The 24,767-nt window shown below is 73.2% G+C and carries 16 protein-coding genes; 1 reads left to right on the forward strand and 15 read right to left on the reverse strand.

The features are described 5' to 3' along the window. Positions 1–52: 52 nt before the first annotated feature. The 15 genes from QQM67_RS13865 to QQM67_RS13935 form a co-directional block, all read right to left on the reverse strand. Positions 53–718 carry an aspartate/glutamate racemase family protein gene (locus QQM67_RS13865; protein WP_314174101.1) on the reverse strand — a complete coding sequence of 222 codons (666 nt, stop codon included), beginning with the start codon at positions 716–718 and terminating at the stop codon, positions 53–55. After that, a complete protein-coding gene (locus tag QQM67_RS13870; RefSeq protein WP_314174102.1) occupies positions 715–1,719 on the reverse strand; it encodes a hypothetical protein in 1,005 nt (334 codons plus the stop codon). The genes QQM67_RS13865 and QQM67_RS13870 overlap by 4 nt, the downstream gene beginning before the upstream one ends. After that, complete coding sequence (locus QQM67_RS13875; protein WP_314174103.1) at positions 1,716–3,425, reverse strand: FGGY-family carbohydrate kinase; 1,710 nt, start codon at positions 3,423–3,425, stop codon at positions 1,716–1,718. Before QQM67_RS13875 ends, QQM67_RS13870 begins: the two co-directional genes overlap by 4 nt. Positions 3,426–3,507: 82 nt before the next feature. Then, positions 3,508–7,008, reverse strand: a complete 3,501-nt coding sequence (locus QQM67_RS13880; protein ID WP_314174104.1) for a GH1 family beta-glucosidase — start codon at positions 7,006–7,008, stop codon at positions 3,508–3,510. Continuing rightward, on the reverse strand, positions 6,989–9,631 hold the full coding sequence (locus QQM67_RS13885) for a glycoside hydrolase family 2 protein (RefSeq protein ID WP_314174105.1): 2,643 nt from the start codon (positions 9,629–9,631) through the stop codon (positions 6,989–6,991). Before QQM67_RS13885 ends, QQM67_RS13880 begins: the two co-directional genes overlap by 20 nt. Then, the gene (locus QQM67_RS13890; protein WP_314174106.1) at positions 9,628–12,120 is read right to left on the reverse strand and encodes an alpha-mannosidase; all 2,493 of its coding nucleotides are present in this window, start codon (positions 12,118–12,120) and stop codon (positions 9,628–9,630) included. The genes QQM67_RS13885 and QQM67_RS13890 overlap by 4 nt, the downstream gene beginning before the upstream one ends. Next, entirely contained in the window at positions 12,117–12,782 is a 666-nt protein-coding gene (locus QQM67_RS13895) for a D-sedoheptulose-7-phosphate isomerase (RefSeq protein WP_314174108.1), read from the reverse strand. Before QQM67_RS13895 ends, QQM67_RS13890 begins: the two co-directional genes overlap by 4 nt. Before the next feature lie 95 nt (positions 12,783–12,877). Continuing rightward, entirely contained in the window at positions 12,878–13,957 is a 1,080-nt protein-coding gene (locus QQM67_RS13900; protein ID WP_314174109.1) for an ROK family protein, read from the reverse strand. Further along, positions 13,954–14,913: a carbohydrate ABC transporter permease gene (locus QQM67_RS13905; protein WP_314174110.1), complete on the reverse strand. Its 960-nt coding sequence runs from the start codon at positions 14,911–14,913 to the stop codon at positions 13,954–13,956. Before QQM67_RS13905 ends, QQM67_RS13900 begins: the two co-directional genes overlap by 4 nt. Beyond that, on the reverse strand, positions 14,910–15,935 hold the full coding sequence (locus QQM67_RS13910; RefSeq protein ID WP_314174111.1) for a carbohydrate ABC transporter permease: 1,026 nt from the start codon (positions 15,933–15,935) through the stop codon (positions 14,910–14,912). Before QQM67_RS13910 ends, QQM67_RS13905 begins: the two co-directional genes overlap by 4 nt. Continuing rightward, the gene (locus tag QQM67_RS13915; protein ID WP_314174112.1) at positions 15,935–17,272 is read right to left on the reverse strand and encodes an extracellular solute-binding protein; all 1,338 of its coding nucleotides are present in this window, start codon (positions 17,270–17,272) and stop codon (positions 15,935–15,937) included. Before QQM67_RS13915 ends, QQM67_RS13910 begins: the two co-directional genes overlap by 1 nt. A gap of 362 nt (positions 17,273–17,634) precedes the next feature. Continuing rightward, the gene (locus QQM67_RS13920; protein ID WP_314174113.1) at positions 17,635–18,756 is read right to left on the reverse strand and encodes a LacI family DNA-binding transcriptional regulator; all 1,122 of its coding nucleotides are present in this window, start codon (positions 18,754–18,756) and stop codon (positions 17,635–17,637) included. 25 nt (positions 18,757–18,781) lie between these two features. Continuing rightward, a complete protein-coding gene (locus QQM67_RS13925; protein ID WP_314174114.1) occupies positions 18,782–20,683 on the reverse strand; it encodes an alpha-amylase family protein in 1,902 nt (633 codons plus the stop codon). Positions 20,684–20,844: 161 nt separating this feature from the next. Further along, a complete protein-coding gene (locus QQM67_RS13930; protein WP_314174115.1) occupies positions 20,845–22,692 on the reverse strand; it encodes an MBL fold metallo-hydrolase in 1,848 nt (615 codons plus the stop codon). Positions 22,693–22,818: 126 nt separating this feature from the next. Continuing rightward, positions 22,819–23,400 carry a TIGR03086 family metal-binding protein gene (locus QQM67_RS13935; RefSeq protein ID WP_314174477.1) on the reverse strand — a complete coding sequence of 194 codons (582 nt, stop codon included), beginning with the start codon at positions 23,398–23,400 and terminating at the stop codon, positions 22,819–22,821. A 159-nt stretch (positions 23,401–23,559) separates the two neighbouring features. Here QQM67_RS13935 and QQM67_RS13940 point away from each other — a divergent pair, with 159 nt between their 5' ends. Beyond that, the gene (locus tag QQM67_RS13940; protein WP_314174116.1) at positions 23,560–24,693 is read left to right on the forward strand and encodes an MBL fold metallo-hydrolase; all 1,134 of its coding nucleotides are present in this window, start codon (positions 23,560–23,562) and stop codon (positions 24,691–24,693) included. The last annotated feature ends 74 nt before the right edge of the window (positions 24,694–24,767 follow it).

The raw sequence follows: 24,767 nt of genomic DNA on the forward strand, positions 1-24,767 counted from the left end.
CGTACAGCGGCGAGTTGTCCATGAGGGATGAGGGTGCAGCGCAGTGCAGTGGTCAACCGGTCCGGTCGGTAAGCCGCGCGAGTTGCGCCGTACCGCTGCGCGGTGAGGTGAGCACCGGGACGCCGAGGTCCTCCGCGGCCGTCGCGCCGAGGGCGGCCGACATCGACGCCTGCGCGAGTACGAGCACATCGTGCCCGGAGGCCAGCCGCCGGGCCTCGGCGGCGATCAGGCGGTCGTGCTCCGCCGTCTCCCCGGCCAGCCGGGCCTCGTACGCACCGGGGCACGTGGTCGTGGTGACGGCGGCCTCGGCGCCCTGGTCGTCCGCGTGGCGCCGTACGAGGTCGGCGGTCGGGGCGAGGGTGGACTCCAGGGTGGCCAGGACGCCGATGCGCGGGCCCTTGCGCACGGCCTCCGCCGCCATCGGGTCGTCGACGCGGAGCACCGGTATCCCCACCAGCGCGCGGGCCGCTTCCGCGGCAGGGCCGACGGAGGAGCAGGTGACGAGGACGGCGCGGGCGCCCGCCGCCTCGGCGTGCGTCACGTAGGAGGCCAACCGTGCGGTCGTACGCGGCAGTCGGCCGTGTGCGACGGTGTCCGCGAGCAGGCTCTCGTCCACGACGTGGTACGGGCGCACTCCGGGTGCCTCCTCGCGCAGCAGCGGGTCGAAGACGGCGGGCAGCGTCGCGACGGTGTGCAGCACGCACACCCGGGCGCTCATGCCGCGCCTCCCGCGGCGGCGGCCTCCCACCAGGGCCTGCCGTGGGCGTCGACGGTCTCCCCGAGCCGCCGCAGCCGCCGCGCGCACGGTCCTTCGAGGTGTGCGGCGCGGTCCGCGGCGTCCAGCGCGTCCGTCCACAGGGCCCGTCCGGCGAGGAATCCCGACGCTCCGGCGCGGCACGCGGCCTCCACGGCGCGCGGGAAGTCTGCCGGTGCGACGCCCTGGGAGAGCACGACCCAGGGCACGTCGACGACCCGGTCGATCCGTTCCGCCCGTGCGGCCGTCTCGGCGACGGTGCCCGTACCGCCGCCGGGCACCTGGCACTTGTAGAGGGACGGGCGGAGCGGGGCGAGCTCGCGCGCGGCCTCGACGATGGCGTCGTCCAGCCGGAACGTGCCGGCGGACTCCTCCTCGGGGGTCGGGCGCGCGACGGGTTCGAGCACGGACGCGAGACCCGCGGCGCGGCAGAGCTCCGTGAAGCGCGCGGCGAGCGCGATGCGCCGGTCGCGGGCGCCGTCGCGGCGCCAGATGACGAGGAGCTTCAGGGCGCGTGTGCCGTCGGCCGCCGCGGCGGTGACATCGACGGTCTCGTCGAGCCCGGTGTCCTCGACGGGGCCGCCGGGTGCCTGGTCGAGTGTGTCGACCGCGAGGACGGTCGCACACGACGCGGGCAGCACGCGTGCGTCCGTCAGCGCGCGGTAGCCGTAGTCGTGGTCGATGAGCAGGGCGGACGCGAACGGCCCCAGGGCGCGGGCCACTTCGAGCTTGAAGGCGGTGAGTTCGCTGTCCGGCACGGGAGCCGCGGCTCCGGCCGCCGCCGTTCCGGCGCCGCCGGTGCGGCGCGCCGCCATCATGGTGCGCAGCGAGTCGCGCTGGTCCATGGCGACCATCGCGAAGCGGCCGGAGGGCCGGGCGAGCGCCGCGGGCGCGGGCGAGCCGCCCGCGAGGGCCGGGGGCGGCGCGGGAGCGGGCACGGGTGAGGCGGGTGTCGCGGCGCTCATGGATGTGCTGCCTTTCCTTGCGGGGATTCTTCTTCTCCGCGCTGTCTGCGCTGCCTGTCCTGGGTTCTTCGTCTCTGACCGGAGCCCGTGCACTCCGAGCCGGCGTGCTCCGGCCCTTCGTGCTGTCCCGTCACCCGCGGCAGAAACCGGTCCCGGTAGGCGTCGCGGTGGGCGGCGGCGGCCGGGCCGTCGGCACGTACGGGCACGGTCGCGGGCCGTATGCCGGCGGGATCGACGCCGATGGCGGCGCCGCCCCACGCCGCCGCCCCGAGGGCGGGCGCCTCGGGCTCGGTGCAGATCTCGGTGGTCCACGGCGTGACGGCTGCCTTCAGCGCCGTCCATGCGCGCTGACGGGTCGAGCCGCCGAGGAGCGTGACGGCCCGCGGTGTCGAACCCGTCAACTCGGCCTGTACGTCGGCCATCCAGCGTGCCTGGTAGGCGGCTCCCTCCAGCAGGGCGAGCGCCAGATCGGCGGGGCCGTGGGACGGGGCCATGCCGTGCACGGCGAGGCGTGCGCCGGGGTCGGGCCGCGGGGCGCTGCGCCCCTGGAGATACGGCTCGACTGTGATGCCGCTGGGCGACCCGGGGCGCCGGCCCGGAGGCCGTCCGGGGTCGCAGCGGTCGACGAGGCGGGCGAACTCCTCGTAGCGGGCGGCCGGTTCGGGGGCCGGGGTTCCCTCGCCGTCCCGCCCCGTTCCCGGGCGGTGGAGGAAGCGGTCGCAGAACCACTCCACCAGCGCCCCCGAACTCGCCATCCCCGCAAGGGTGATCCAGTGCTCGCCGTCCGCGTGCCGTCCCCACGACATGCCTTCGGCCGCCGCGGCGGCACGGTCCGGCGGCGCGCCGGAGACCGTGAGCACCGCCTCGGCCGTGCCCATGGAGTCGGCGGCCAGGCCCGCGCGGCGCGCCCCCGCGATCCACGCGCCCACGAGGTGGTCGTGGCCGGCGACGACGACCTGTGCGCCCGCGCGGAGCCCGAGGCGGCGGGCGACGGCGCGGGTGACGGCCCCGACGGGGCGTCCCGGCGGGTGCACATGCGGCATGTGCGCGGGCGTCAGCCCGGCCTCGGCGAGCAGTCCGGGGCTCCACCGGCCGGACGCGGCGGCATCGGTTCCGGGCTCCCAGGCCATGCTGCGCTGGGCGAACGTGGCGTCCGTGCCGACGCGTCCGGTCAGCGCGCGTGCCACGAGGTCCGCGGCTCCGGCCCACTGGCGCATGCGGCTCAGCCGCTCGGGGTGGTGTTCGCGGAGCCAGCACCAGCGGGCCAGGGGCACCTTGGCGCTGGGCAGCACGCCTGTCCGTGCGTGCAGTTCGGCCGCGCCGCATCTGCGGCGCAACGTTTCGGCATGCTCGGCGGGCGCCGGGTCGTGCCACGCGAGTACGGGGCCGACGGGCGCCCCGTGCCGGTCGAGCGGTACGCCGGTCTCGGCCATGCCGGTCAGTCCGACCGTGTCAGGGGGCCGTCCTGCCGTCCGTACGCAGTCGGTGAGCGCGTCGAGCGCGGCTCCGGTCAACTTCTCCGCGTCGTACGTGCGCCGGCCCGCGTCACGCGGCGTGGGCCGGGCGGCGCGCGCCACCACCGTGCCGTCGGGGGTGCACAGCAGGGCCTTGCAGTGGGTGCTGCCGACGTCGATGCCCGCCAGGAGCGGCGTGCCGGCGCGGGTGTGGGGGGCGGGTGTGATGCTGGAGTACGAGTCGCTTGTCATGTCACCTCCTCCCCGTCCATACCCGTCCTGCCCCGCCCGGCTCCCCTCCGCACTGACACCGCCGCCCTGTCGGGGGACGGTGTCAGTGCGGCGGGTTCGAGGGAGCACCTGTCAGGGTCCCGCTGCGCGCCACGCGCGCGTACCAGTGGCCGCTGTCCTTGACGGTGCGCCGCTGTGTGTCCCGGTCGAGGTGTACGAGGCCGAAGCGCGGCCGGTAGCCCATGGCCCACTCGAAGTTGTCGATGAGCGACCAGTGGTAGTAGCCCTCGACGGGTGCCCCGGCCGCCAACGCGCGGTGTACGGCGGTGAGATGGGCGCGGAGGAAGCGCACGCGCCGCTCGTCCTGCACGGCGCCGTCGGCGCCGGGTCCGTCGTCGAACACGCCGCCGTTCTCGGTGATCAGCAGCGGAACGCCGGGATGGTCGTGGTGCAGCCGCAGGAGCAGCGCCGTGAGCTCGTCGGGCACGACCTCCCAGTCGAGGTCCGTGCGCGGCACTCCGGGCCGCCCCGGTTCGACCTTCCACGGCCACGGCCCGTCCGCGCCCTCCGCTGCTGACCCGGCGCGGGCGCTGACGATGCGCCGGGTGTAGTAGTTGACGCCGATGAAGTCGCTGCGGGCGCCGATGGTCTCCAGGTCGCCGTCGCGTACGAAGTCCAGCTCGCCGGCGGCCCGTTCCCAGTGGCGCCGCATGTCGTCGGGGTAGCCGCGGCCGTGCACGGCGTCCAGGAACCAGCGGTTGACGTAGCCGTCGGACGCGCGGGCCGCGGCACGGTCGGCGGCGCTCCCGGGGTCCGCGGGCGTGTGCGGGAAGAGGGCGTGTGCCACGCCCGTACGGGCGTCGCCGGGCGCCTGAGCGGCGGCGAGCCCGTGCCCCAGCAGCAGGTGGTGCATGGCGCGCACGGAACCGGCGAGGTCCCGCTCCCCCGGTGCGTGGAGCCCGAGTTGGTGCCCCAGCAGCCCGGCGATCCACGGCTCGTTGACCGTCACCCAGTCGCGTACGCGGTCCCCGAACGCCTCGAAGCACACGGCGGCGTATTCGGCGAACGCCTCCGCCGTCTCCCGCGCGCGCCAGCCGCCGCGTTCCTGAAGCGGCTGCGGCAGGTCCCAGTGGTAGAGAGTGACGAGCGGGCTGATGCCGCGGGCCAGGAGCGCGTCGATGAACCGGTCGTAGTGGGCCAGCCCGCGCGGCTCGACACGGCCCGTGCCGCGGGGGACGATGCGCGGCCACGCGAGCGAGAACCTGTGGGCGTTGGTGCCCAGTTCGGCCATGAGGCCGACGTCGTCGAGGGCGCGCCGGTACATGTCGCAGGCCACATCACCGGTGTCGCCGTTCTCCACGGCCCCGGGCACCCGGCAGAAGCGGTCCCAGATCGACTCGCCCCGGCCGTCGGCGTCCGTCGCCCCCTCCACCTGGTACGCGGACGTCGCGGTGCCCCACCGGAACCCCTCGGGAAAGCGCAGCACAGTCCCCTCCGCACCGCCCTCCACCGCGACGTCGCCGTCCTGCTCCTGTTGCTGCTCCTGTTGCTGCTCCTTCAGTTCGGGCAGTCCGCGGGCCGCCTCGCACGCGTACAGCAGCACCCCCGCGGACCACGCGTGGGAGAGCGTCAGCAGCATCCCTTTGGCCTGGAAGCACTCCGTCTGGTAGAAGCGCTCGCTGACCATGCCGCGGTAGGCGTTGAAGTCGCCGTCGCGGCGGGCGACGAACTGCCGGAAGCAGTCGAGGTTTTCGCGGGCGGAGCGCAGGTAGTACGGGTCGCCGAGGTGCCGTGCCAGTCGCACGGTCTCCGGAAGGCAGATCAGCCCGAAGGCGTGGAGATGCTGGTTGGACGGGGACGCCTGGTCGGCTCCGCGCGTGCGGAAGCCGTAACGGCCCAGCAGGGTGTCCTCGTCGAAGCGCACGTCGTAGGTGTAGCGGAACGTCAGTGTCCAGTCGGCGGCGCGGCGGGCGAGATCCAGCCACCGCCGGTCGCCGGGGTCCGCCTCGTGCAGCAGCGTGTAGGCGATCAGGGCGTTGTAGCCGTCCTCGGAGGTCGGCGCGAGGGAGACGTCCTCCGGTGCGCCGCAGAGGAACTCGGCCCGCACGTCCGCGGCGTGGCGCGCGCCCGCGCGCCGCGCGGCCCGGAGCAGGTCGGGCTCGCCGAGGACGCCCGCGGCCTCGACGAGCGGGGCGATCCAGGACAGTCCAGCACCGCCCTCGTGGTCCACCGCCCCGCCCGTGCCGCTGTCGAGCGCGGCGGGCAGCCGCCCCGTGGCGGCGTCCTGCCCGGCCACGGCGGCGGCGAGGTTGGAGCGCACCGCGTGCTCCCAGTCCGGGTGGTCCGTGCCGTATGACCGCTCGGCGACGAGGGCGCGCAGCAGGAACAGCGCGGCGTCGCCGAGCGTGCGGGAGTGCAGCCGCCGGCGGTCGGAGTGCCAGCCCACGTTCCAGCCCTGCTCCCGCGTCCACTGCCCCCAGAACGTGCCGCCGGGGGTGAGGTTTCCGGCGATGTGGTCCAGCACGGCGAGGGCCGCGGCGGCCTTCTCCTCGTCTCCGGTGCGGCGCGCGTGCAGCAGCAGCGCGTGCGCGTACGGAACGCCGCTGATCCACGACACGTGCATGGCCTGCCGGTCGCCGCGCTCGCCGAGGGCCTCCCGGTCGAAGGCGGCGGTCTCCAGCAGCACGGGCGGATCGGGGCGGTAGTGCCACCGGTGCAGTCCGTACGCGGCCAGCTCGGCGGTCTCCTCCAGGCCGGCCCACGCGGCGGGGCCCGCGCCCGCCTCCCCCCGCACGTCGGGCAGCCGGCGCTGATGCAGGTCGCGCAGCACCGGTGCGTACGCGTGCGGGTCGGCGTCGAGGAGATGGACGGTGAAGGCGAGGGTGTGGACCTCCCCGGTCCGCCACAGGTGCGTCGGCGTCCGCGCGGGCAGGGGCTCGGACGATCCGTAGTAGCTGAGCGGCTCTTCGCGATACGGGGCGTGCAGGCGCAGCGCGGGCCGCGCGCCGGGCAGCAGGGCGAAGCCGACGCCGTTCTCGCCGAGACCGCCGCACTCCGCGGCGAGCACGAGCGCGGCGCCGCCCGCGCCGTCGCGGGCGAAGACGGCGGGGGTGGCGCAGCGGTCGGCCCGGAAGGACCACGCGTCGGCGGTCATGGCCGGCACGTCGCATGTGCCCGCCTCGTAGCGGGGATACAGGCGCGTGCAGCCCGGCAGCCTGTTCTGCCCGTAGAAGACGCCGGGGATCAGCCAGCCGGGGTCGCCGTCCTCGGCGAGGGCGCCGAGGCGCAGTTCGGCCCGCAGCCCCGCCCGCGCGGCGGTCTCCGCGGTGCGGCGGACGGTGAGTTCGGCGCCGCGGCCGGTCCCGTCCGGGGGCGCCAGCCGCAGCCGCGCCGCGAAGCCGTGGGCCTCGCCGCGCACCGTCGTGCTTCCGTCGTCGTGGTCGTCGCTCTCCTGCACGGGCACCGGCAGGCAGCGCCCGTCGTCCGTCAACAGGGCGGCGACGTACGGGACTTCGGCGACGCCGCCGTCCTCGCCGTGGCGCAGCAGCAGGCCGCCGGAGCGCCCGGCGCCGCCGTCCGTCCGTTCAACGCAGTTCGAGGGCACCGGCGTTCCACCCTTCCAGTCGTACTGCGCGGCCCTCCTCGGGCGCGGAGCGCCAGGTGACGGGCACCCGTACGGACTCGCCGGGCAGCAGGTCCAGCATGTTGTCCTCGAAGACGGCCCAGCCCTCCGCCTCGATGGGCCGGGCGTCGGTCAGATACAGGCCCAGCGCGGCGGGACCGCCCAGGTGCCGGATGTGCACGGCGGTCAGCCCGGGATCGGCCAGCGCCTCCACGTGCGCCGCGGGGAGGTCGAGGAGCGGCGCGAGGTCGCCGGTGCGGCTGTGCACCCAGCGGCTGGTGGCCAGCGGTTCGCCGCCCGCGCCGCGCAACTCCAGGTGCAGCACGAAGACATCGCCGGGCAGGCCGCCCAGCGGTGCCTCGAACAGGCCCGCGCGGGCCGGCCGCAGGGACGTCTCGGGTCCCGGCCCGGACGGCTCGCCCTCGGGCAGTACGCACTCGGCGTGGACGGTGCCCTCGGCGTCCAGCAGCCGGGCGGCGACCGTGCCGTCGGCGTCACCGCAGGACGCCTTGCCGCCCGGCTCCGGCCGCCATGACCAGAGTTCGGCGGTGAAGGTCTCCCGTCCGCCCCACGCCTGGGTGGCGAACGAGGCGCACACATGTGAGGGCCGGTAGGCGCGCCGCACGCCGTGGTAGGCGGGTTTCGGGTCACCGCGGTGGTCGACGGCGGCCGTGCACCAGGCGTTGGGGAAGGGTTCGTCGAGCTGCCAGGGGATGCAGCCCGAGGCCCGAGGCGCCCGCCGCAGGGTGGCCTCGACGGCGTATCGCAGCCCGTCGTACTGGAGTTGCTGGCTCGCGCGGCGCACCGTCGCGACGTCCGGCGGACGCCCGCCGAACGCGGCGAGCACCAGGGGCGTGTTGTTCCACCACGCGCCGAGGTGGTCCATCACGGGGTTGTCCCGGCCCGTCGGCCACTGCTCGCCGCGCGGCACGACGGCGTCCCAGGTGCGGGCGTTGGCCATGCCCTCGACTCCGAACTCGCTGTGCAGCAGGCACGTTCCGCCGTCGTAGAGCTGTTGCTGTGCGCCGAGGCCCTGGTGTTCCCACGGGCCGTGCACGTCGTGCTGGCTCAGCCGGCCCCTCGCGCCCGAGCCGCCGCCGTCGTCGCCGTCGCCGTCGTCGTCCGCGCGGTGGAGGAAGTCGGGCCCCGAGGGAGAACCGGGCAGCCAGGCGCGCGACGGGTCCGCCTCGGCGACGGCGTCCGCCAGCGCCGCGATAGCCGGCGAGTCGGCCTCCGTCAGCGGACGGGCGGCGGCCGTGTCGTGCAGCTCGTTGCCCGGCCCCCACACCGCGAGCGCCGGATGGTGACGCAACCGCGGCAGCAGCGACCGGGCCTCGCGGGCGAGCAGTTCGGCGTAGCCGGGGTCGTCCGAGGGTACGGAGTCGATTCCGGAGCTGGAGAGGCTGAACTCCTGCCACACCAGCAGGCCGAGCCGGTCGCACAGCCCGTAGAAGCCCTCGCTCTCGATCAGTCCCCCTCCCCACACCCGCAGCAGCGTGACGTGCGCGTCGGCGGCGAGGCGCAGCAGATGTTCCAGACGGGCCGGGCGCGGAACGCCGTACTGGGCGTCCATCGGCACCCAGTTCCATCCCTTGGTGTGGATGCGGCGGCCGTTGACCTCGAGGGTGTAGGGCAGCGCGTCCGCGGGGGCGCCCGCGTTGGGTACGAGCCGGACCCGGCGGAATCCGGTCGTCGCGCGGAGGACGCGTCCGGCGGCGTTCCCGTCGGCGTCCGTGAGCGTCGACGTGACGTCGTAGAGCGGCTGTCGGCCGTGTCCGTTCGGCCACCACAACGCGGGCCGTTCCACGGTCAGTTGCTGCGTGACCGCGCCGCCGGTCCCGCCCTCCCCCGGCACGCTCTGCCGGGCTTCGGCGACGAGACCGCCGTCCGGGCCCCGTACGGCCGTGTGCAGCACGCCCCGCGCTCCGGCCGCGGCCTCGAACCTCACCTCGGCGCGTATGCGGCCCTGCGTGCCCGTCTCGTCGGTCCCGGCCGAGACGGCGTGGGAGACCGGGCGCAGAGTCCCGGCGATCTCCAGGGTGACGGGACGCCAGATGCCCTGGTGGATCATCCGGGGGCAGAAGTCCCAGCCGTAGTTCATCCGGGTCTTGTGCACCGTGACCCGGTCCGTGCGGCCGACCTGTGGTTCGCTCGGCGGCGCCGGGTGCACCGCCACCGCCAGCAGATGGCTCTCGCCGTCGGCGACGTGCCGGGTCACGTCCACTTCGAACGGCGTGAACATCCCCTCGTGCCGGGCGACTTCGGCGCCGTCGAGAAGGACGGTCGCGTCGTGGTCGACGCCTTCGAAACGCAGCAGCGCCCGCTGCGCCTCGCCGAGGGGACCGCCCGGCGCCCGCAGCGTCCTGCGGTAGAGCCAGGTGCGCTGCGGCACCCACTCGGCCGCGAGGCTCTGCGTGCCGTGGTACGGGTCGGGCACCTGCCCCGCGCGGTGCAGGTCGTCCAGTACGGATCCGGGCACTCGCGCCGGGTGCCAGCCGGGCTCCCCCTCGGGCCGCCCGGGCCCGCAGAGCCAGCGCCAGGTGTCCCCGAGGCAGCCGCGCAGCTGCCAGCCGCCGGTGAGCGCCTCCTCCGCGTCGCGTGTCATCCGGGGACCGCGTCCACCGCCGCCGGCCGCTCCAGCAAGTCGGTCTCGGTGACCGGCTGTTGCTCGTCCCGCGGCACACGGAACGTCTTGATCTCGCAGGGCCCGAACGCCGCCTCGACGGTGCGTCCGCCGAGCATGGGCAGCGTGATCCGGGCCGTGGTGGCGCGGCCCGCCGACTCGTAGGCGCGCACGATCACGTCGCCGCTGCCGTCCTCGTCGCCCTTGACGACGGTGACCACCACGGTGTCACCGCCGTCGTCGGCGTACGAGACACGCTGGGAGACGGGCCCGGCGTGGAAGGACTCCAGCAACGCGAAGGCGGGCTGGTTGAGTTCGGCCGCGCGCCGCACCGGGTCGGCCTCCCGCCAGTCGCCGCCGTGCGGGATCAGCAGCGTGCGGAAGTCCTGCCGGCCCTGGTCCAGATAGTCGTAGACGCCGTCCGGGTCGAGCTGCTGCGGCTCGTGCCACGCGTATACGGGGCTGCGCAGCGCGGTCATGCCGATCTCGCCGCCGCGCACGTCGTGGCCGTACTTGCTGTCGTTGGCGACGGTCAGCCCCGCCGGACGTCCGTCGGGCAGGCGCCCGGTCACGTCCACCCACGCCTGGGCGGGCTCCTCCGTGCCGTCCGGGGTGCGCTCCAGGTGACCGTAGGGGATCTCGTGGGTTGCGGTGACATCCGAAAGGGCCGTCGGGAAGCGGAGCTTGAGCAGCTTCAGCTTCTCCTGCCAGTTGACCGTGGTGCGCACCTCGACCTGCCGTGAGCCCGCGGAGAGCACGAACTCCTCGGCCAGCTCCGAGCGTCCGTACGTGCTCTCCACGCGCAGCACGGCGCGCACGGGACCGCTCTCGACGAGCCTGACGCGGGTGCAGCAAAAGACGCCCGCGGTCTTGTCGTACGAGCGGACCCGGTGGCCCCACGTGTCGGAGGAGTCGTCGATGACGACGGCGTGCGGGGCGGGTTCGGGTGGCAGCAGCTCCCCGTGGACGCTGCTGAGGGAGCTGAGCCAGCCGGTGCCGGGGTCGATCTCCAGCCGCAGGTGCTCGTTCTCCAGGACGGTGCCGCTCGCGCGTACGGGCCCGGAAGCGTCCCGCGCGTCCCCTTCCGGCCGCAGGCCGGGCCGCAGGTGGTAGACGCGGTGGCCGAGCGGCGGCACCTCGGCGCGGAAGGCGATGCGCGCCCGGTTGCCGGCCATGGTCGCCTCGGAGCGCGTGTGCTGCACGGGCACCGGCGTGCCCTCGTCGTCGGTCAGGCCGGCTCCGGTGGCGTGCAGATACTCGGCCTCGACGTCGGTGTGCAGCTCCCACGGGTGCGGGTTGAAGACGACCAACGGCTGTGCGTGCTCGGGCTGTTCGGGCAAGGGGATGTCCACGCGCCGGGCCACGGCCTGCACCGAGCGGTTGAAGATCTCCGCGGCGAGGGAGCGCGCGCGTCCGTAGTCGTCGCGTGCGTCCTCGTAGGCGGAGCGCAGGGACGTACCGGCGAGGATGTCGTGGAACTGGTTGAAGAGCACCAGCTTCCACGCTTCGGCGAACCGCGCGTGCGGATACTCCTCGCCGGCGACCTCGCGGGCGACGCACGCCCACTTCTCGGCGCGCTGAAGCTCGTTCTCGGCGCGGCGGTTCCAGGCCTTCACGCCGGAGTGCGACGAGTAGCAGCCGGGGCCGTGGTGCTGGAGCTCGCCGCGGTGCACGGGGAGTTCGCCGCGGTCCGCGCGCTCCCGGATGCGGGCGAAGTACGCCTCGGGATGGCTGAGCCGCAGGCTCGGCAGCCCGTCCATGGCGTCGAGACGGTGGATGCTGTCGATGTTCGCCCTGGTGGGGCCGCCGCCGTGGTTCCCGACCCCGTAGAAGACCATCAACTCCGGTTCGCCGGACGGCATCAGCGCGAGAGCCTTGTCGAGGTGGCCGCCGATGTCCTTGCCGGGGCTGCAGTACTCGTTGGGCAGCCGGTACGCCAGGACGCGTGAGCCGTCCGGGGCCTCCCAGTCGAAGAACTGTCCGGGCAGCTCCTGCTCGTGCGGGCCGGGCCGCAGGAACATGTAGCCGTCCATGCCGGACTTGCGCAGCAGTTGGGGCAGCATCGCGTTGTGCCCGAACGGGTCGACGTTGCAGCCGACGGTCGAGGCGGTGCCGAACTTCTCCAGCAGATAGCGCTGCCCGTACAGCGCCTGCCGCACGAAGGACTCGCCGGAGGGGATGTTGCAGTCCGGCTCGATCCACCAGCCGCCGACGACCTGCCAGCGGCCTTCCTCCACGCGCGCCCGGATCGTCTCGAACAGCTGCGGGTCGTGACGCTCGATCCACTCCAGGTACATCACCGAGTCGCACGTGAAGACGAAGTCCGGGTACTCCTCCATGCGGTCCACGGCGGAGCGGAACGTGGCGCGGATCTCCTGGAGGCCCTCCGGCCAGCGCCACAGCCATACGGGGTCGATGTGGGCGTTGCCCACCATGTGGAGGGTCCGCTCGGGCCCAGGGGTGCCGGTCATGCGGTGGTCTCCAGCCGTTCGCCGTCGGTCACTTCGGGTGCGTCGCTCTTGCCGGGAGCATCGGTCCCATCGGGGCCGGAGCCCGCCGCCCACGCGTCGACCTGCTCGCTGAGCAGATGCAGCAGCGTCAGATGCATCTCCTGGATGCGCGCGGTCGCCGTCGCCGGTACGACGAGGCTGTGGTCGGCGTGCGCCGCGGCGGGCATGCCGTGCTGTTCACCCCCGCAGAACAGCACGGTCACGGCCCCCGCGCGGCGCGCCTCGGCCAGGCCGCGTACGACGTTGGGCGACCTGCCGGACGTGGTGAAGCCGATCACCATGTCGCCCTTCGCCACCAGCGCCCGCACCTGCCGTGCGAACAGCTCCTCGTAGGAGTAGTCGTTGCCGATGCACGACGTCACCGAGGGGTCAGTGGTGAGGGAGACGGCCGGCAGCGGGCGGCGTTCGCGCAGATAGCGGCCGATCATCTCTGCGGCCAGGTGCTGGGCGTCCGCCGCGCTGCCGCCGTTGCCGAAGGTGTAGAGGCGGCCGCCCGCCCCGTACACCTCGATCAGCCGGGCGGCGACCGCACGGAGTCCGGGCAGCAGGTCCCGCGTGCGCTCGGCCGCTTCGAGGTGGTCGTCGAGCTGCCGGGACGGCGGTACGGGCGGTGGTTCAGGCATCTGTCGGTCTCGCTCCACGTTCGGCGCGTTCACGGTCACAACTCACGGGTCGCAGTTCACGGCCCGAGGGGCGGGCCCAATTCGCGGGCCACGGTTCACAGTTCGCGGGTCAGAGGAGTGCGGTCGGTGCGGTCGGCCCCGTCCGCCGGTGCGGGCTGCTGCGGCAGACGTTCGAAGGCGATGGCTGCCGCTCCGAGAAGCCCTGCCTGCTCGCCCCCGGCCGCCGGGACGATGCGGGCGGCCGCGGCGGCCGGTCCCATGGCGAGCCGGGCGACGCTCTCGCGCAGCGGCGAGAGCAGCAGATCACCCGACCGCAACACACCGCCTCCGAGCACGACGAGCCCCGGTTCGAAGAGGTTGACGAGGGAGACGAGTCCGCTGCCGAGCGTCTCCGTCGTCTCCTGCCATACCCGGCACGCCACCGGATCGCCGTCCCGCACGGCCTGCGCGACTTCGGCGGCCGTCAGCGTCTCCCGGCCGGCGAGGGTCGTCGCCTCGCCGTCGCGGGTCGCCGACTCGGCCGCTTCCAGGGCGCGTTCGGCTATGGACGTGCCGGACGCGTACGCCTCCAGACAGCCCGCGCGCCCGCAGCTGGCGCAGCGGCGCCCGTCCGAGCGGACGGTGACGTGGCCCGGCTCGCCCCCGTTGCCCGCCGCGCCCCGGTAGGTGCGGCCGTCGACGACCATGCCGCCGCCGATGCCGGTGGAGATCGTCAGGTAGAGCAGGTGGCGTGTGCCGCGCCCCGCGCCGAAGCGCCACTCCCCCGCCGCGCCGGCGGTGCCGTCGTTGTCCAGCACGGCGGGCATCCCGAAGGCGTCCTCCGCGAGGCTCGTGAGCGGGATGTCCGTCCAGCCGGGCAGATGCGGCGGCGAGATCAGCCGTCCCCGCACCGAGTCGAGGGGGCCGCCGCAGCCGATGCCGGTGCCCAGCAGCTGCTGCCCCGGGGGCTGCCCCGCGAGCGCCGCCCGTGCGAGGGCGAAGAGGCGGTCGAGCCCGGCCGCGGGGCCGTCCGTGACGCCGGTCGGGCAGGTCTCGTACGACAGCACGGCGCCGTCCGAACGTACGACTCCCGCCGCGAGTTTGGTGCCTCCGATGTCCAGAGCGAGCACGGCCGGCCGCCCGGCCGTCGCGCTGTGCCGGGCGGGGTCGCTGTGCTGCTGCTCCGACGCCGTCAACCCTTCCGTCCCTGTGTGGCGATGCCCTCGACGAAGTGCTTCTGACAGATGAAGAACGCGATGATCATGGGTACGGTGACGATGACGCTGGCGGCGGCCACCACCTCCCAGCGCATCTCGCCCCCTTCCCCGAACTGGTCGAGCACCGCCTTGAGTCCGCGGGGCACCGTGTACAGCTGCGGGTCGCGCAGGTACACCAGCGGCCGCACGAGGTCCGTCCAGGACGCGTGCACCTCGAAGATGAAGGTGACCACGAGCGCGGGCTTGCACAGCGGCAGGGCGATCCTCCAGAACATCCCCCAGTAGCTCGCCCCGTCGATGCGCGCCGCCTCGAACAAGTCACGGGGCAGGCCGAGGAAGAACTGCCGCAGCAGGAAGATGTAGAAGGCGCTGCCGAAGAGGTTCGGCGCCCACAGCGGGATCTGGCTGCTCGCCAGGTGCAGCCAGTTCCACACCAGGTACTGCGGGATCATCAGCACCACCGCGGGCAGCATCATCGTCGAGATGACGAGCCCGAACAGCACGTTCCTGCCGGGGAAGCGGAAGTAGGCGAAGCCGAAGGCGACGACGGCGCTGCTGATGGTGACGGTGGTCGCCGCGGCGAGCGTGACCACCGCGCTGTTGCCGACCCAGGTCAGCAGCGGCACCTCGTCCCAGATGCCGGTGTAGTTCTCCCACTGGAAGACGTGCGGGATCAGCACGTTGTCGAAGACGCTCTCCGACGGCTTCAGCGACGCGCTGATCAGCCACAGGAACGGATAGATGAAGATCACGGAGAGCGCGGCGAGACCGACGAGGCGCACCGTGCGTCCGGCCGGCCCGGCCGTCTCCCGCGGATGCCGCACCCGGCCCGGGCGGGCCGCGCGCCGGGGGGCGGCCGTACCCCCGCCGGGAGGGGACGAGGAGGGGGACGCGACGGAGGGCGTGTCCCCGGGCGGCGTCGTCAGCTGTGTCATCGCTCGTCACCCTCGTAGTAGATGAACCGCTTGCTGAACTTCGCCTGGATCAGGGTGATCACGAGGATCACCAGGAAGAGCAGCCAGGCCAGGGCGGAGGCGTAGCCCAGGTGCATGTACTGGAACGCCTGCTGGAAGAGGTGCACGACGTAGAACAGAGCCGCGTCGTTGCTGTACGTCTGCGCGTTGGAGGAGCCGAAGAACGCGGTGTAGGCCTCGGTGAACGTCTGGAGCGAGGCGATGGTGTTGACGATGAGCGTGAAGAACAGCGCGCCCGAGATCTGCGGCAGCGTCACGTGGACGAACGCCTGCCGGCGGCTGACGCCGTCGATCTCCGCCGCCTCGTACAGCTCCTGCGGGACGTTCTTGAGCGCCGCCAGATAGATGATGACGGTCGAACCGACCGACCACAGGCTCGTCAGCACCAGACCCGGCTTGATCCAGTCGCCGTCCGTGGTCCAGCTGGGTCCGTCGATGCCCACGAAGCCGAGCACGGTGTTGATGAGGCCGACGTTGCCGTTGAAGAGGAGCAGGAAGAGGATGCCGACGGCGACCGACGGAGTCATCACCGGCAGATAGAACAGCGTGCGGAAGAACCCCGTGGCACGGCCCACGCGCAGCAGCAGCATGGCGAGGGCGAGCGCGGCGGCCATCGACAGCGGCACGCGCAGCGCCGTGAACACCAGCGTGTTCATGAGGGACTTGGCGACGGACGGGTCCGCGAAGAGCTGCTCGTAGTTGTCGAATCCGACGCCGCGCGGCGCGGTGATGCCGTCGTAGTTGGTGAACGAGAGCCAGAGCGTGGCGATCATGGGGCCCGCCGTGAGCACGACGAAGCCGAAGATCCACGGCGAGAGGAACCCGTATGCCGCGCGGGTCTCCCGCCTGCGCCACGACTCGCGCCAGCGGCGGGCACGCAGGGCCCGGCCGCCGTCGGCCGTACCGGTGCCGCGAGTCGGGGACGGCGTGGCGGAAGCGCCAGGCCTGCCGGAGACGGTGGTGGTTGGGCTCGGCACGGTCATCACTTCCGCCCCTGGTTGCTGATGTCGAGGGCGCTCTGTGCCTCCTGCTGGGCCTGCTCCAGTGCCTGCTTCGGCGTCTGGTCGCCGGAGAGCACCCGGTTGCAGGCGTCCTGCCAGGCCTGCTTGAACTCCGAGCCGGCGGCGTTGGCCGGGATGGCGAAGCCGTCGTCCTGGATGTCGTAGAGCCGCCGCGTCGCGTCGTCGAAGGACTTCTTCCCGGTCGGCTTCCACACCGTCGTCTCGATGAGGCGGTCCGCCTCGCGGTTGCCGGTGAAGTCGCCGGTGTAGTAGGCGTCGTGCGAGCGGATCTCCTTCGCCTTCGCCTTGGCGGCCTTCACCCAGGCCCGGGTCGAGGTCATGGTCTTGATGAAGGTGCAGGCCTCGTCGACGTGCTTGCTGCCCTTGGGGATCGCCCAGCCGGTGCCGGACACGTAGTTGACGGGCTTGCCCTCGCGGTCCTTGACGTAGCCGCTGCCGAGATCCACCTGGGGTGAGGTGTCGCCGAGCACGGCGACGTACCAGTCCTCCATGGGATAGGCGCCCACCTGGTGCTTGACGAGCTGATTGCCCTTGCCGAACTGGTCGAAGGAGTCGCGCAGCGCCTTGAACCTGCCCCAGCCGCCCTGCGCTTCGATGAGCCCGGTCGTGTACGTGAGGGCCTCCACCACGGGCTCGCTGTCCAGCCGCGCCGTCTTCCCGTCGTCACTGATGAGCGAGCCGCCGTTGGCCCGTACCCACATCGGGAAGAACTCGGGGATCTTCGGGTCGAAGCCGATGCGGGTGAGCTTGCCGCCCTGCCGCCGCTTCAACTCGTCGGTGAGCTTGCGCAGTCCCTTGTGGTCGGAGGTGTCCACATCGGTGTCGGACGCCTCGAAGCCGCCCTTCTTCAGCACGGACGCGTCCATGAGGAGGATGCGGCTGTCGAAGCTGTCCGGCATCGCGTAGACCTTTCCGTCCAGCTTGGTCTCCTGGAGCGCCGAGTCCTGATACTCGCCGAGGTCTATGTGCTCCTTGCGGAGACAGCCGGTGAGCGGCAGCAGGGCGCCGCGCGCCGCATAGCCGCCGATCAGAGAGCGGTCCATGTTCACCACGTCGGGCGGGTCCCCGGCGGCGACGGCCGAGAGGAACTGCTGCTCGTCGAACGCGCCCTCGTTGATCTGGAGTTCCATCCCCTTCGGCGCGAGCGCCTTGCGGGCGTCGTCGATGCGGGACGTGGCGATGGCGTCCCCCAGACCGAACCCCATCGTGGTGAAGGTGCCGGACCGGTTGTCGGCCACGCTCACCCCGCCGCACGCGGCGAGCGGGAGCAGTACGAGCACGGCGGCGGCCGCGGCCACCCCGCGCGTGGTGCGCGGACGCCGCGCACGGAACCCGGGCCGCGGACGGAGACGGGCCTGCTGACGGAGCCGCGGCCGCTGTGATGCGCGCGCCGGTGTGCGATGACGGGATCGCCCTGGTGGTGCCGCCATGTTCTCTCCTTCGAGCATGTGGCCGACACGGCGTGACGGGAGGGGATGCGGGCGTGGGGGGCCGGTTCGGCATGGGACTCGACACCGCTGCGGGCCGCCGTGACCCGATGTGGCATCGATGCCACATGAGAACGTAACCACACCCTCCGACCCCGTCAATGGATCGGACGGAACGGGTGTGTGAGCCTGGTTCTGGCAGGGGTGGCCCGGGGGTTCTCGGGGCCGGAGGGCTACGGCGACGGGGAGGGCGACCCCGACGGCGCCGCGGTCGAGCCGCGCACGACCAAGTCCGGCTGGAGGATGTGGGTTTCGGCGCGGGCGGGGCCGCTGTCGACGCGCTCGAGGAGCAACGCGGCAGCGCGGCTGCCCATTTCGTACACGGGTTGCCGTACCGCCGTCAGTTTGGGCTCGACCATGCGCATCCACGTCTGGTCGTCGAAGGAGACCACCGAGTAGTCACCGGGCACGGCGTGGCCCCGCTGCTTGAGCACCTGCCAGACGAGTTCGGCCACGACGTTGTTCGCGGCGAAGAGCGCGGTCACACCGGGGTTGGCGTCCAGCAGCGCGCCGACCTCGGCCACGCCCTCCCGTTCCCCCTCGTCCTCCCCCTCGACGTCGGCGTCAGGACCAGCGTCCGTCCGGCCTTCGCCCGTACCGCCCCCGAACCCCAGATCCAGGACACGCTTGCGCGAGTACGGGACGCCCGCCTCGCGCAGCGCGGCGCGGTACCCCTTGAGCCGGTCCTTGCCCGTCGCCCACTTCGTCTCGTCCACGACGAGAGCGATCTCGCGGTGGCCGAGCTCCAGCAGATGTGCGACCGCCGCCCGGGTTCCGCTCTCGCTGTCGATGGCGACCGCGTCGCAGCCACGGACGCCCGAGCGCCTGTCCACCTCGACGACGGGCGTGCCGTGTTCCACCAGCACCTCGGTCGCCGGACGGCCCACGGGCGCGAGGAGTACGCCGTCGGCACGCATCGCGAGGAATGCGCGCGCACCGTCCGCCGACCGCTCCTCGCTGCCGTGGTCGTCGACGAGCACCACCTGGTATCCGGCCGCAGAGAGGGTCTTCTCGACGCCCGCCGCGAGCTGTGCGTAGAACTGGTTGCGCAGATCCGAGACCAGCAGCCCGATCACCCTGCTGGAGCGGCCCTTGAGCGTACGGGCGGAGACGTCCGGCACATATCCGAGCCGCTCGGCGGCGGCGCGCACCCGCTCCCTGATGTGTTCGGCGACGTAGCCGTGACCGCCGAGGGCGCGTGAGGCCGTCGAGCGCGAGGTGCCCGCCTCCTCGGCGACCTCGTGCAGCGTGACGCGGGCACGTCTGCCGCCGTTGCGTACGCGTGCGTTGCCCATGTGCTCTTCTCTCAGCTCCGCTTCCTCAGCCGCTCTCCGCCGGCGCCGCCCCGCCGCCCTCTCCCGCTCCGCCGTCGCCACCACCGCCGCCGTCCCGCCAGCGCGCCCACGACGCCCGCAGCGCGGCGTAGTCCCCCTCCTCCAGCGGCTCGCCCGTGCGGTCCAGATGCGAGGCCACATACAGGGCGGGCACGCCCAGTTCGTGTTTCACGGCGCAGTATGCCCGCCACTGTTCGCGGTCGGGAGCGCACCAGTCGTCGGTGTCGACGAGCAGCCCGGGGCAGGAGGCGGCTGCGACGGCTGCCCGCAGACGCATCTGGGGCACGATCGGCGCGTACGGGTCGGGATCGTCGAGACGCAGCATGTCGTTGAGCCGGATCATATCGGTGACGTCGGCGAACGCCGGATGGGGCGTGTGCGTGACGATCAGCGCATCGGGCTTCGCCCGCTTCGCGGCGGCGCGGATGACGGCGAGTTGGCGGTGCAGCAGCGCGACGCCCCAGTGCGGGCCGTGCGAGGTGAGACCCGCGCCCGAGGGGGTGTCCGCGGTGAAGTCGATCTTCAGTCCGTCGGCGCCGAGCCCCCGGGGCGAGGGCGTGAGCAGCCGCGAGATGTTGCCGGCGAGCAGCCGCCGTGCGCCCGGGTGGTCCGGATCGAGGGCAACGGGGTGCCCGTCGGGGGTGCGTACGCACAGTTCGTCCGGCACGCCTTCGGTGGCCCACGCCCGCCACCACAGCAGCACCCTCTGCCCGGCCGCGTGCCGCTCGCCGATCCAGCCGCGCAGATCGGGCCACTTGACCGGATCGGGTTCCCAAGACCCGTACGCCGCTTGCCACTTGTCGTCGATGACGACGGTGCCCGGGATGAGGCCGTGCGCAGCCAGGTGTGCCAGATGCGCGTCGTACTCCTCGGCCGTGCTCAGCTCCGGAGCGGAGCGCCCGGTCTCGCGCGCACGGGCCATCTGGGCGCCCCAGCCGCAGAACATGGGTTCCCGCCACCAACTCGGCCGCGCGGAGGGCGAGTCGGTGCGCTCGCCGGTCGCCGCCCAGCCGTGGTCCGCGAGCCAGTCGCGATGCGCCCGCAGACCCGCGTACGGATCGGGGTGCCCGGGTGAGACGAGCACGGCGGGCGTGGTGAAGGTGCCGGTGCCGGTGCCGGTGCCGGAGGGAAGGTCGGGAGCGCTCCCGGTGCGGGTGTGGCCCTCGTACTCCAGCCGCAGGTGGAAGCCCTGGTCGGAGGGGACGTACGCGAGTTGCGTGAAGGTGAGGGTGCGGACGGGGGCGCCCACGCCGATCGTCCACCAGTTCCGCACCGGGGATCCGCCCGTGCCCGGGCCGGCGCCGTCCGGGCCGGTGCCGTCCGGGCCGGCGTCGTCCGGGAGCGCGTCGTGCGTGAGGGCGAGGCAGAGGGGCGCGGGCGTGAAGAACCAGTGGCCCCGGCCGGGACGCGCGTCTCCGTACGCGCCGATGACGGCGCTCTCCCCGGCGCCGCGCGTCAGCCTGCGCGGCGGGCCCGGGTTGGGGGTGAACAGGGTGCGCCAGTCGTGTCCGCTGGGGCGCAGGCCGCTGCCGCGCCCGCCGAGCGCGGCACGTACGGCGAAGGGCAGCACCTCGGTCACCGCCCCGGCGCCGGTGACCTCCCACCGCAGCTGCGGCCCTCGCGGTGTGCAGTCGATACGGGTGAGCGCGTGCCGCCATGCGGAGCTGCGGCGGACGACCGTGATGCGGGGGTACGGGTGGGGGCCGCCGCTCTCCAAGTGCGGCGGGGAGACGGACAGCGTCTCGTCGTAGGCTCCCGAACGGTCCACCACGCCCGGCAGTTGGAGGACGACGGGCGCCTCTGCCGCCGTCCCGGCGGACGGGCCGCGGCCGCAACGGGGATCGCGGGCGCGGACCAGGGCCGTCAGCCCGTCGGCGGCGACGGTCAACACATAGGCGGAGGCGGTGACTTCGACGGACCCGTCGGGCCGGAGCTCGGCCCGTACATCCTCTCGTACCTGTCCTCCTGAGCCCGCTCGGACCTCTCCCCCAGCCTTCGCGGGTGAATCCGCTCCTGAGTCCGTTCGCACATGCCCGGCCGCCTCCCGGCTCACCGCACGCTCACCAGCGCCTCCGCCTGCTGGCCCAGCCGCATGCGGCCGACCGTCACATCGACGGCCACGCGCCGCCGTTCGGCCCGCGGGGCATTGCCGGGCACGCGCAGACGGAAGTGCGCGACGGCCTCGCCGTGCGGCGGGATCTCCAGCCCCAGCGCGGCCGGTTCGGCCTCCCAGCCGCGGGGCGCGCACAGCGTCACCTCCGCCGTCTCCCGCACCGGGAAGGGATTGAGGACGGCGGCATCGAGGGTGACCATGCCGCCGGGCGCCACCGCACTGCGGTACGGGTCGATGCGTGCCGCGAACCCCTCGGCGCCCAAGTCGACGTCGCGCGGCAGCAGTTCGCGGTGGAGCCGGGCGAGCCTCTCGCCTTCGGACAGCAGCATGTCCAGGTAGTCGTCGCCGACTTCGAAGGGCGCCCAGTGGCCGCTGATCATCAACTCCGGCCGCAGTCTCCGGTACAGCTCGGCACTGCGTACGAAGTCGTCGATCCGGAACCGGTTGCGGTACTGGTAGTTGAGCAGCTCGGGGCGGATGCCGGGTTCCCATTCGGTGCTCTGCTGGTCGCCCGTGGCGATGACGGAACGCCCGTCGGCGGTGAAGGAGTACGCGGCGGCGTAGAGGGTGTGCCCGGGCAGTTCGTGGACCCCGATCTCGTACTCGCGCCAGCGCAACGGCCGGCCGTCCGCGGGCAGTTCGCGGTCGACGGGGATCGGGTCGTACCACAGGCACGGCAGATCCCAGCGCTCGGGCGAGTGCAGGACCGGCGCGATGTGGGACGGCGAGTACACCTGGGTGCCGTGCACTTCGCGCAGCAGGTTGAACCCGGCGACGTGGTCGTCGTGGTAGTGCGTCGGCAGCGCGACCTCGACACGGTCGATGCCGTGGTCGCGGCGCAGCGCCTCGATGGAGGCGAGCAGCGGCCGCCGCGAGGAGCGGTCGCTGCCGCCGGCAAGGCCGGTGGTCTGGTCGTAGCCGAAGTCGAGCAGCAGGGCGCTGCCGTGCTCGGACAGCAGGGCGTAGGAGTTGGCCATGCTGGTGGTGTTGCGCAGCAGGTGCGGGGTGATCCGCGTCCATGGGCTGCGGAGTCTCTCCTCCGGATCCCATGGGGTGCGCCGGCGCATGTCGAGCAGCTCCTGGAGCGCCGCCCGCGCGCGGGCCACGGCGGCCGGCGGATCGGTGACCGGATCGCCGTGTGAGGGGAGGAGCAGTTCGGGCTCCAGATCCAGCACCTGCATGCAGGAGAGCACGGTCGCGGCGACGCCTTCCATGCCGGCCGTCTCGTGGAACCCGGTGTAGGCCCACTGGGTCGCGGCCAGCGACCATACGCGGCCCTCGCCGTGAATGAGGTCGCCGGTGAAGGCGAGGCGCCGTCCGCCGATGTCGGCGAAGTACCCCACGGAGCCCACGGTGTGGCCGGGCAGCGGGTGCGTGTAGATGTCGAACGGCCCGTACCGAACGGTGCGGTACTCGGCGACGGTGCCGGTGACGGGCACCTGCTCCAGCAGCGAGTAGCGGTCCTGTCGCACGTCGTAGCTGTTGTCGAGGGGACGGGTGCGCCAGTGCTCGTCGACGTCCGCGATCAGCCCGGCTTCGACGGGCGGCACCCAGATCCGGATGCCGGCGGCGACGGCGCGCGCGAGGCCCTGCACCTGGTCACGGTGATGGTGGGTGACGAGCACGTCCGTGACGCGCTCCACGCCGAGGTCGTCCAGGTGGTCCAGCACGTCGCCGCTGCCGAAGTCGACGAGCACCGCCTCCCGGCTGTCCCGGTCGCGCAGGACGTAGACGTGACAGGTGTCCTCGTACAGGAAGACGTCGTCACAGATGCGGAGCCCCACTGCGCTTCCCTTCCGGGACCGCGCGCGGTGGCATCGATCCCATGTGGGAACGATGCCACCCTGCGCCGGACAGCGTCAACGAGACGCCGGGACGCGCAGAGAGCACGGCAGGACCTGAGCAGGACCTCAGCGGGCTGACGGGCTCCAGTCCGGGCGGCGCCCGCCGAGCGCGACCGCGCGGTCCAGGAGCGGCGCGTCCGCGGGCACCTCGACGACGGGGCCGAAGATCGCGTCCCGCTGCTCCAGGGCCTCCGGCGCCGAGAGCATGGCGATCGAGGCCTTCAGGCTCTCGGGGGCGCCGCGGTACTGCTGCCCCGTGGCACGGGCCAGGTCCCACCCGTGCAGGAGGAGTTCGTTGGATGCGACCACGCCCGCGACGGCGCCGGGCAGCGTGACGCCGCCGGCTCGCGTCTCCCCCTCCCATGCCGACTCGCCGAGCCAGGCCTCCGCGAGCTCGTCGAGCTGTACGGGCAGCCGGCTGCGCCAGTCGTCCGGGAGCTGCGGCAGGGAGGCGCCGGGATTCTGGTCCGTCGCCGCTCCGAGGTCCTTGTGAGCGGCGTGTGTGAACGCCCAGCTCAGGCCCAGCAGATGGGCCAGCAGCTCACGTACCGAATACTCCGGGCACGGAGTCGGCCCGGCGAGGTCGTCGTCGCTCACTCCGTCGAGCAGTGCCTTCACCTCGCGGGCCTGCGGCCCCAGATCGAACATCGTCGTCACCCTCCACACGCTCCCGTCCCCGCGCTTGCCGGATTCCGGACTTCCGCCGGTCCCATGTGACGACCGGCCGGGCCCGGGGAACTCATCGCCGGGGAACAAACCGGGCACCGGGCGGCGTTGTGCTGGCATTCGTCAGAACGGGAGAACTCCATGAGCGGCGTACTCGGCTTCGACCCCCTCTCCTTCGGCGCGGAGCCCTCGGGCGAGCGGCTGGCCCGCATCGAGCGGTCGCCGAACTACGACGCGGAGGCGGGCGCGTTCCGCAACCCCCTGCCCGCGGGCACGACGCCCACCGCGGTGCGGGGCAGACGCGAGATGCTGCGCGCCCTGCTCAGACGTGAGGGGCGCAGACCCACCGGCCCGATCCCCGTCTCCCGCCCCGAGCTGAGCTCGCCGCCCGCCTCGGGGCTGCGTCTGACATGGCTCGGGCATGCCACCGTGCTCGCGGAGATCGACGGCAGGCGTGTGCTGTTCGACCCGGTGTGGGGCATGCGCTGTTCGCCGTTCTCGTTCATCGGGCCCCGTCGCCTGCATGACGCTCCCGTGCCGCTCGCCGCTCTCGGCCGGCTCGACGCCGTCGTCATCTCGCACGACCACTACGACCACCTGGATCTGCCCACCATCCGTGAGCTGACCGCGAGCGACGTGCCGTTCGCCGTGACGCTCGGGGTCGGCGCTCACCTGGAGAGGTGGGGCGTGCCGCAGGAGCGCTTCCGCGAGCTGGACTGGCACGAGTCGACGGAGATCGCCGGGCTGCGGCTGACGGCCACGCCCGCCCGTCACTTCTGCGGCAGGGGGCTGCGCAACAAGCAGCGCACCCTGTGGGCGTCCTGGGTGGTGACGGGCCCGGAGCACCGGATCTTCCACAGCGGCGACACGGGCTACTTCCCCGGCTTCGCCGAGATCGGCGCCGAGTACGGGCCGTTCGACGCCACGATGATCCAGGTCGGCGCGTACAGCGAGTTCTGGCCGGACATCCACATGACGCCGGAGGACGGGCTGCGCGCCCACCTCGATCTGACGGGCGCCGCCGGTGCGATGCTGCCGATCCACTGGGGCACCTTCAACCTCGCGCCGCACCCGTGGGCCGAGCCCGGCGAGCGCGTCCTGGCCGCCGCGGCGGAGACCGGCGTACGGGCTGCGCTGCCCGTGCCGGGCGGCAGCTTCGAGCCGTCGTCGCCCGCGCTGCCCGCCGCACCCTGGTGGCGCGGCCTCACCGACGAGATCAGGCCCGCGCGGGCGCGGCCCGCCTCGGGCGCGGGGGCGCAGCTCAGGCGTCCGTGAGGCACGTGTCCGTGAAGCGCGTGTCCTTTAAGACGCGGGGGCGGCACACACCCGTGTTTCCCGCGGGCGCGGTG

Origin of the sequence: Streptomyces winkii, assembly GCF_032248595.1 — a bacterium.
In the GTDB taxonomy this organism is placed as follows: Bacteria; Actinomycetota; Actinomycetes; order Streptomycetales; family Streptomycetaceae; genus Streptomyces; species Streptomyces winkii.

Excerpts from the sequence above, each read along its gene's own strand:
- QQM67_RS13865 (WP_314174101.1), bottom strand. The coding sequence starts at position 718 with ATGAGCGCCCGGGTGTGCGTGCTGCACACCGTCGCGACGCTGCCCGCC.
- QQM67_RS13870 (WP_314174102.1), bottom strand. The coding sequence starts at position 1,719 with ATGAGCGCCGCGACACCCGCCTCACCCGTGCCCGCTCCCGCGCCGCCC.
- QQM67_RS13875 (WP_314174103.1), bottom strand. The coding sequence starts at position 3,425 with ATGACAAGCGACTCGTACTCCAGCATCACACCCGCCCCCCACACCCGC.
- QQM67_RS13885 (WP_314174105.1), bottom strand. The coding sequence starts at position 9,631 with ATGACACGCGACGCGGAGGAGGCGCTCACCGGCGGCTGGCAGCTGCGC.
- QQM67_RS13890 (WP_314174106.1), bottom strand. The coding sequence starts at position 12,120 with ATGACCGGCACCCCTGGGCCCGAGCGGACCCTCCACATGGTGGGCAAC.
- QQM67_RS13895 (WP_314174108.1), bottom strand. The coding sequence starts at position 12,782 with ATGCCTGAACCACCGCCCGTACCGCCGTCCCGGCAGCTCGACGACCAC.
- QQM67_RS13905 (WP_314174110.1), bottom strand. The coding sequence starts at position 14,913 with ATGACACAGCTGACGACGCCGCCCGGGGACACGCCCTCCGTCGCGTCC.
- QQM67_RS13910 (WP_314174111.1), bottom strand. The coding sequence starts at position 15,935 with ATGACCGTGCCGAGCCCAACCACCACCGTCTCCGGCAGGCCTGGCGCT.
- QQM67_RS13920 (WP_314174113.1), bottom strand. The coding sequence starts at position 18,756 with ATGGGCAACGCACGCGTACGCAACGGCGGCAGACGTGCCCGCGTCACG.
- QQM67_RS13935 (WP_314174477.1), bottom strand. The coding sequence starts at position 23,400 with ATGTTCGATCTGGGGCCGCAGGCCCGCGAGGTGAAGGCACTGCTCGAC.
- QQM67_RS13940 (WP_314174116.1), top strand. The coding sequence starts at position 23,560 with ATGAGCGGCGTACTCGGCTTCGACCCCCTCTCCTTCGGCGCGGAGCCC.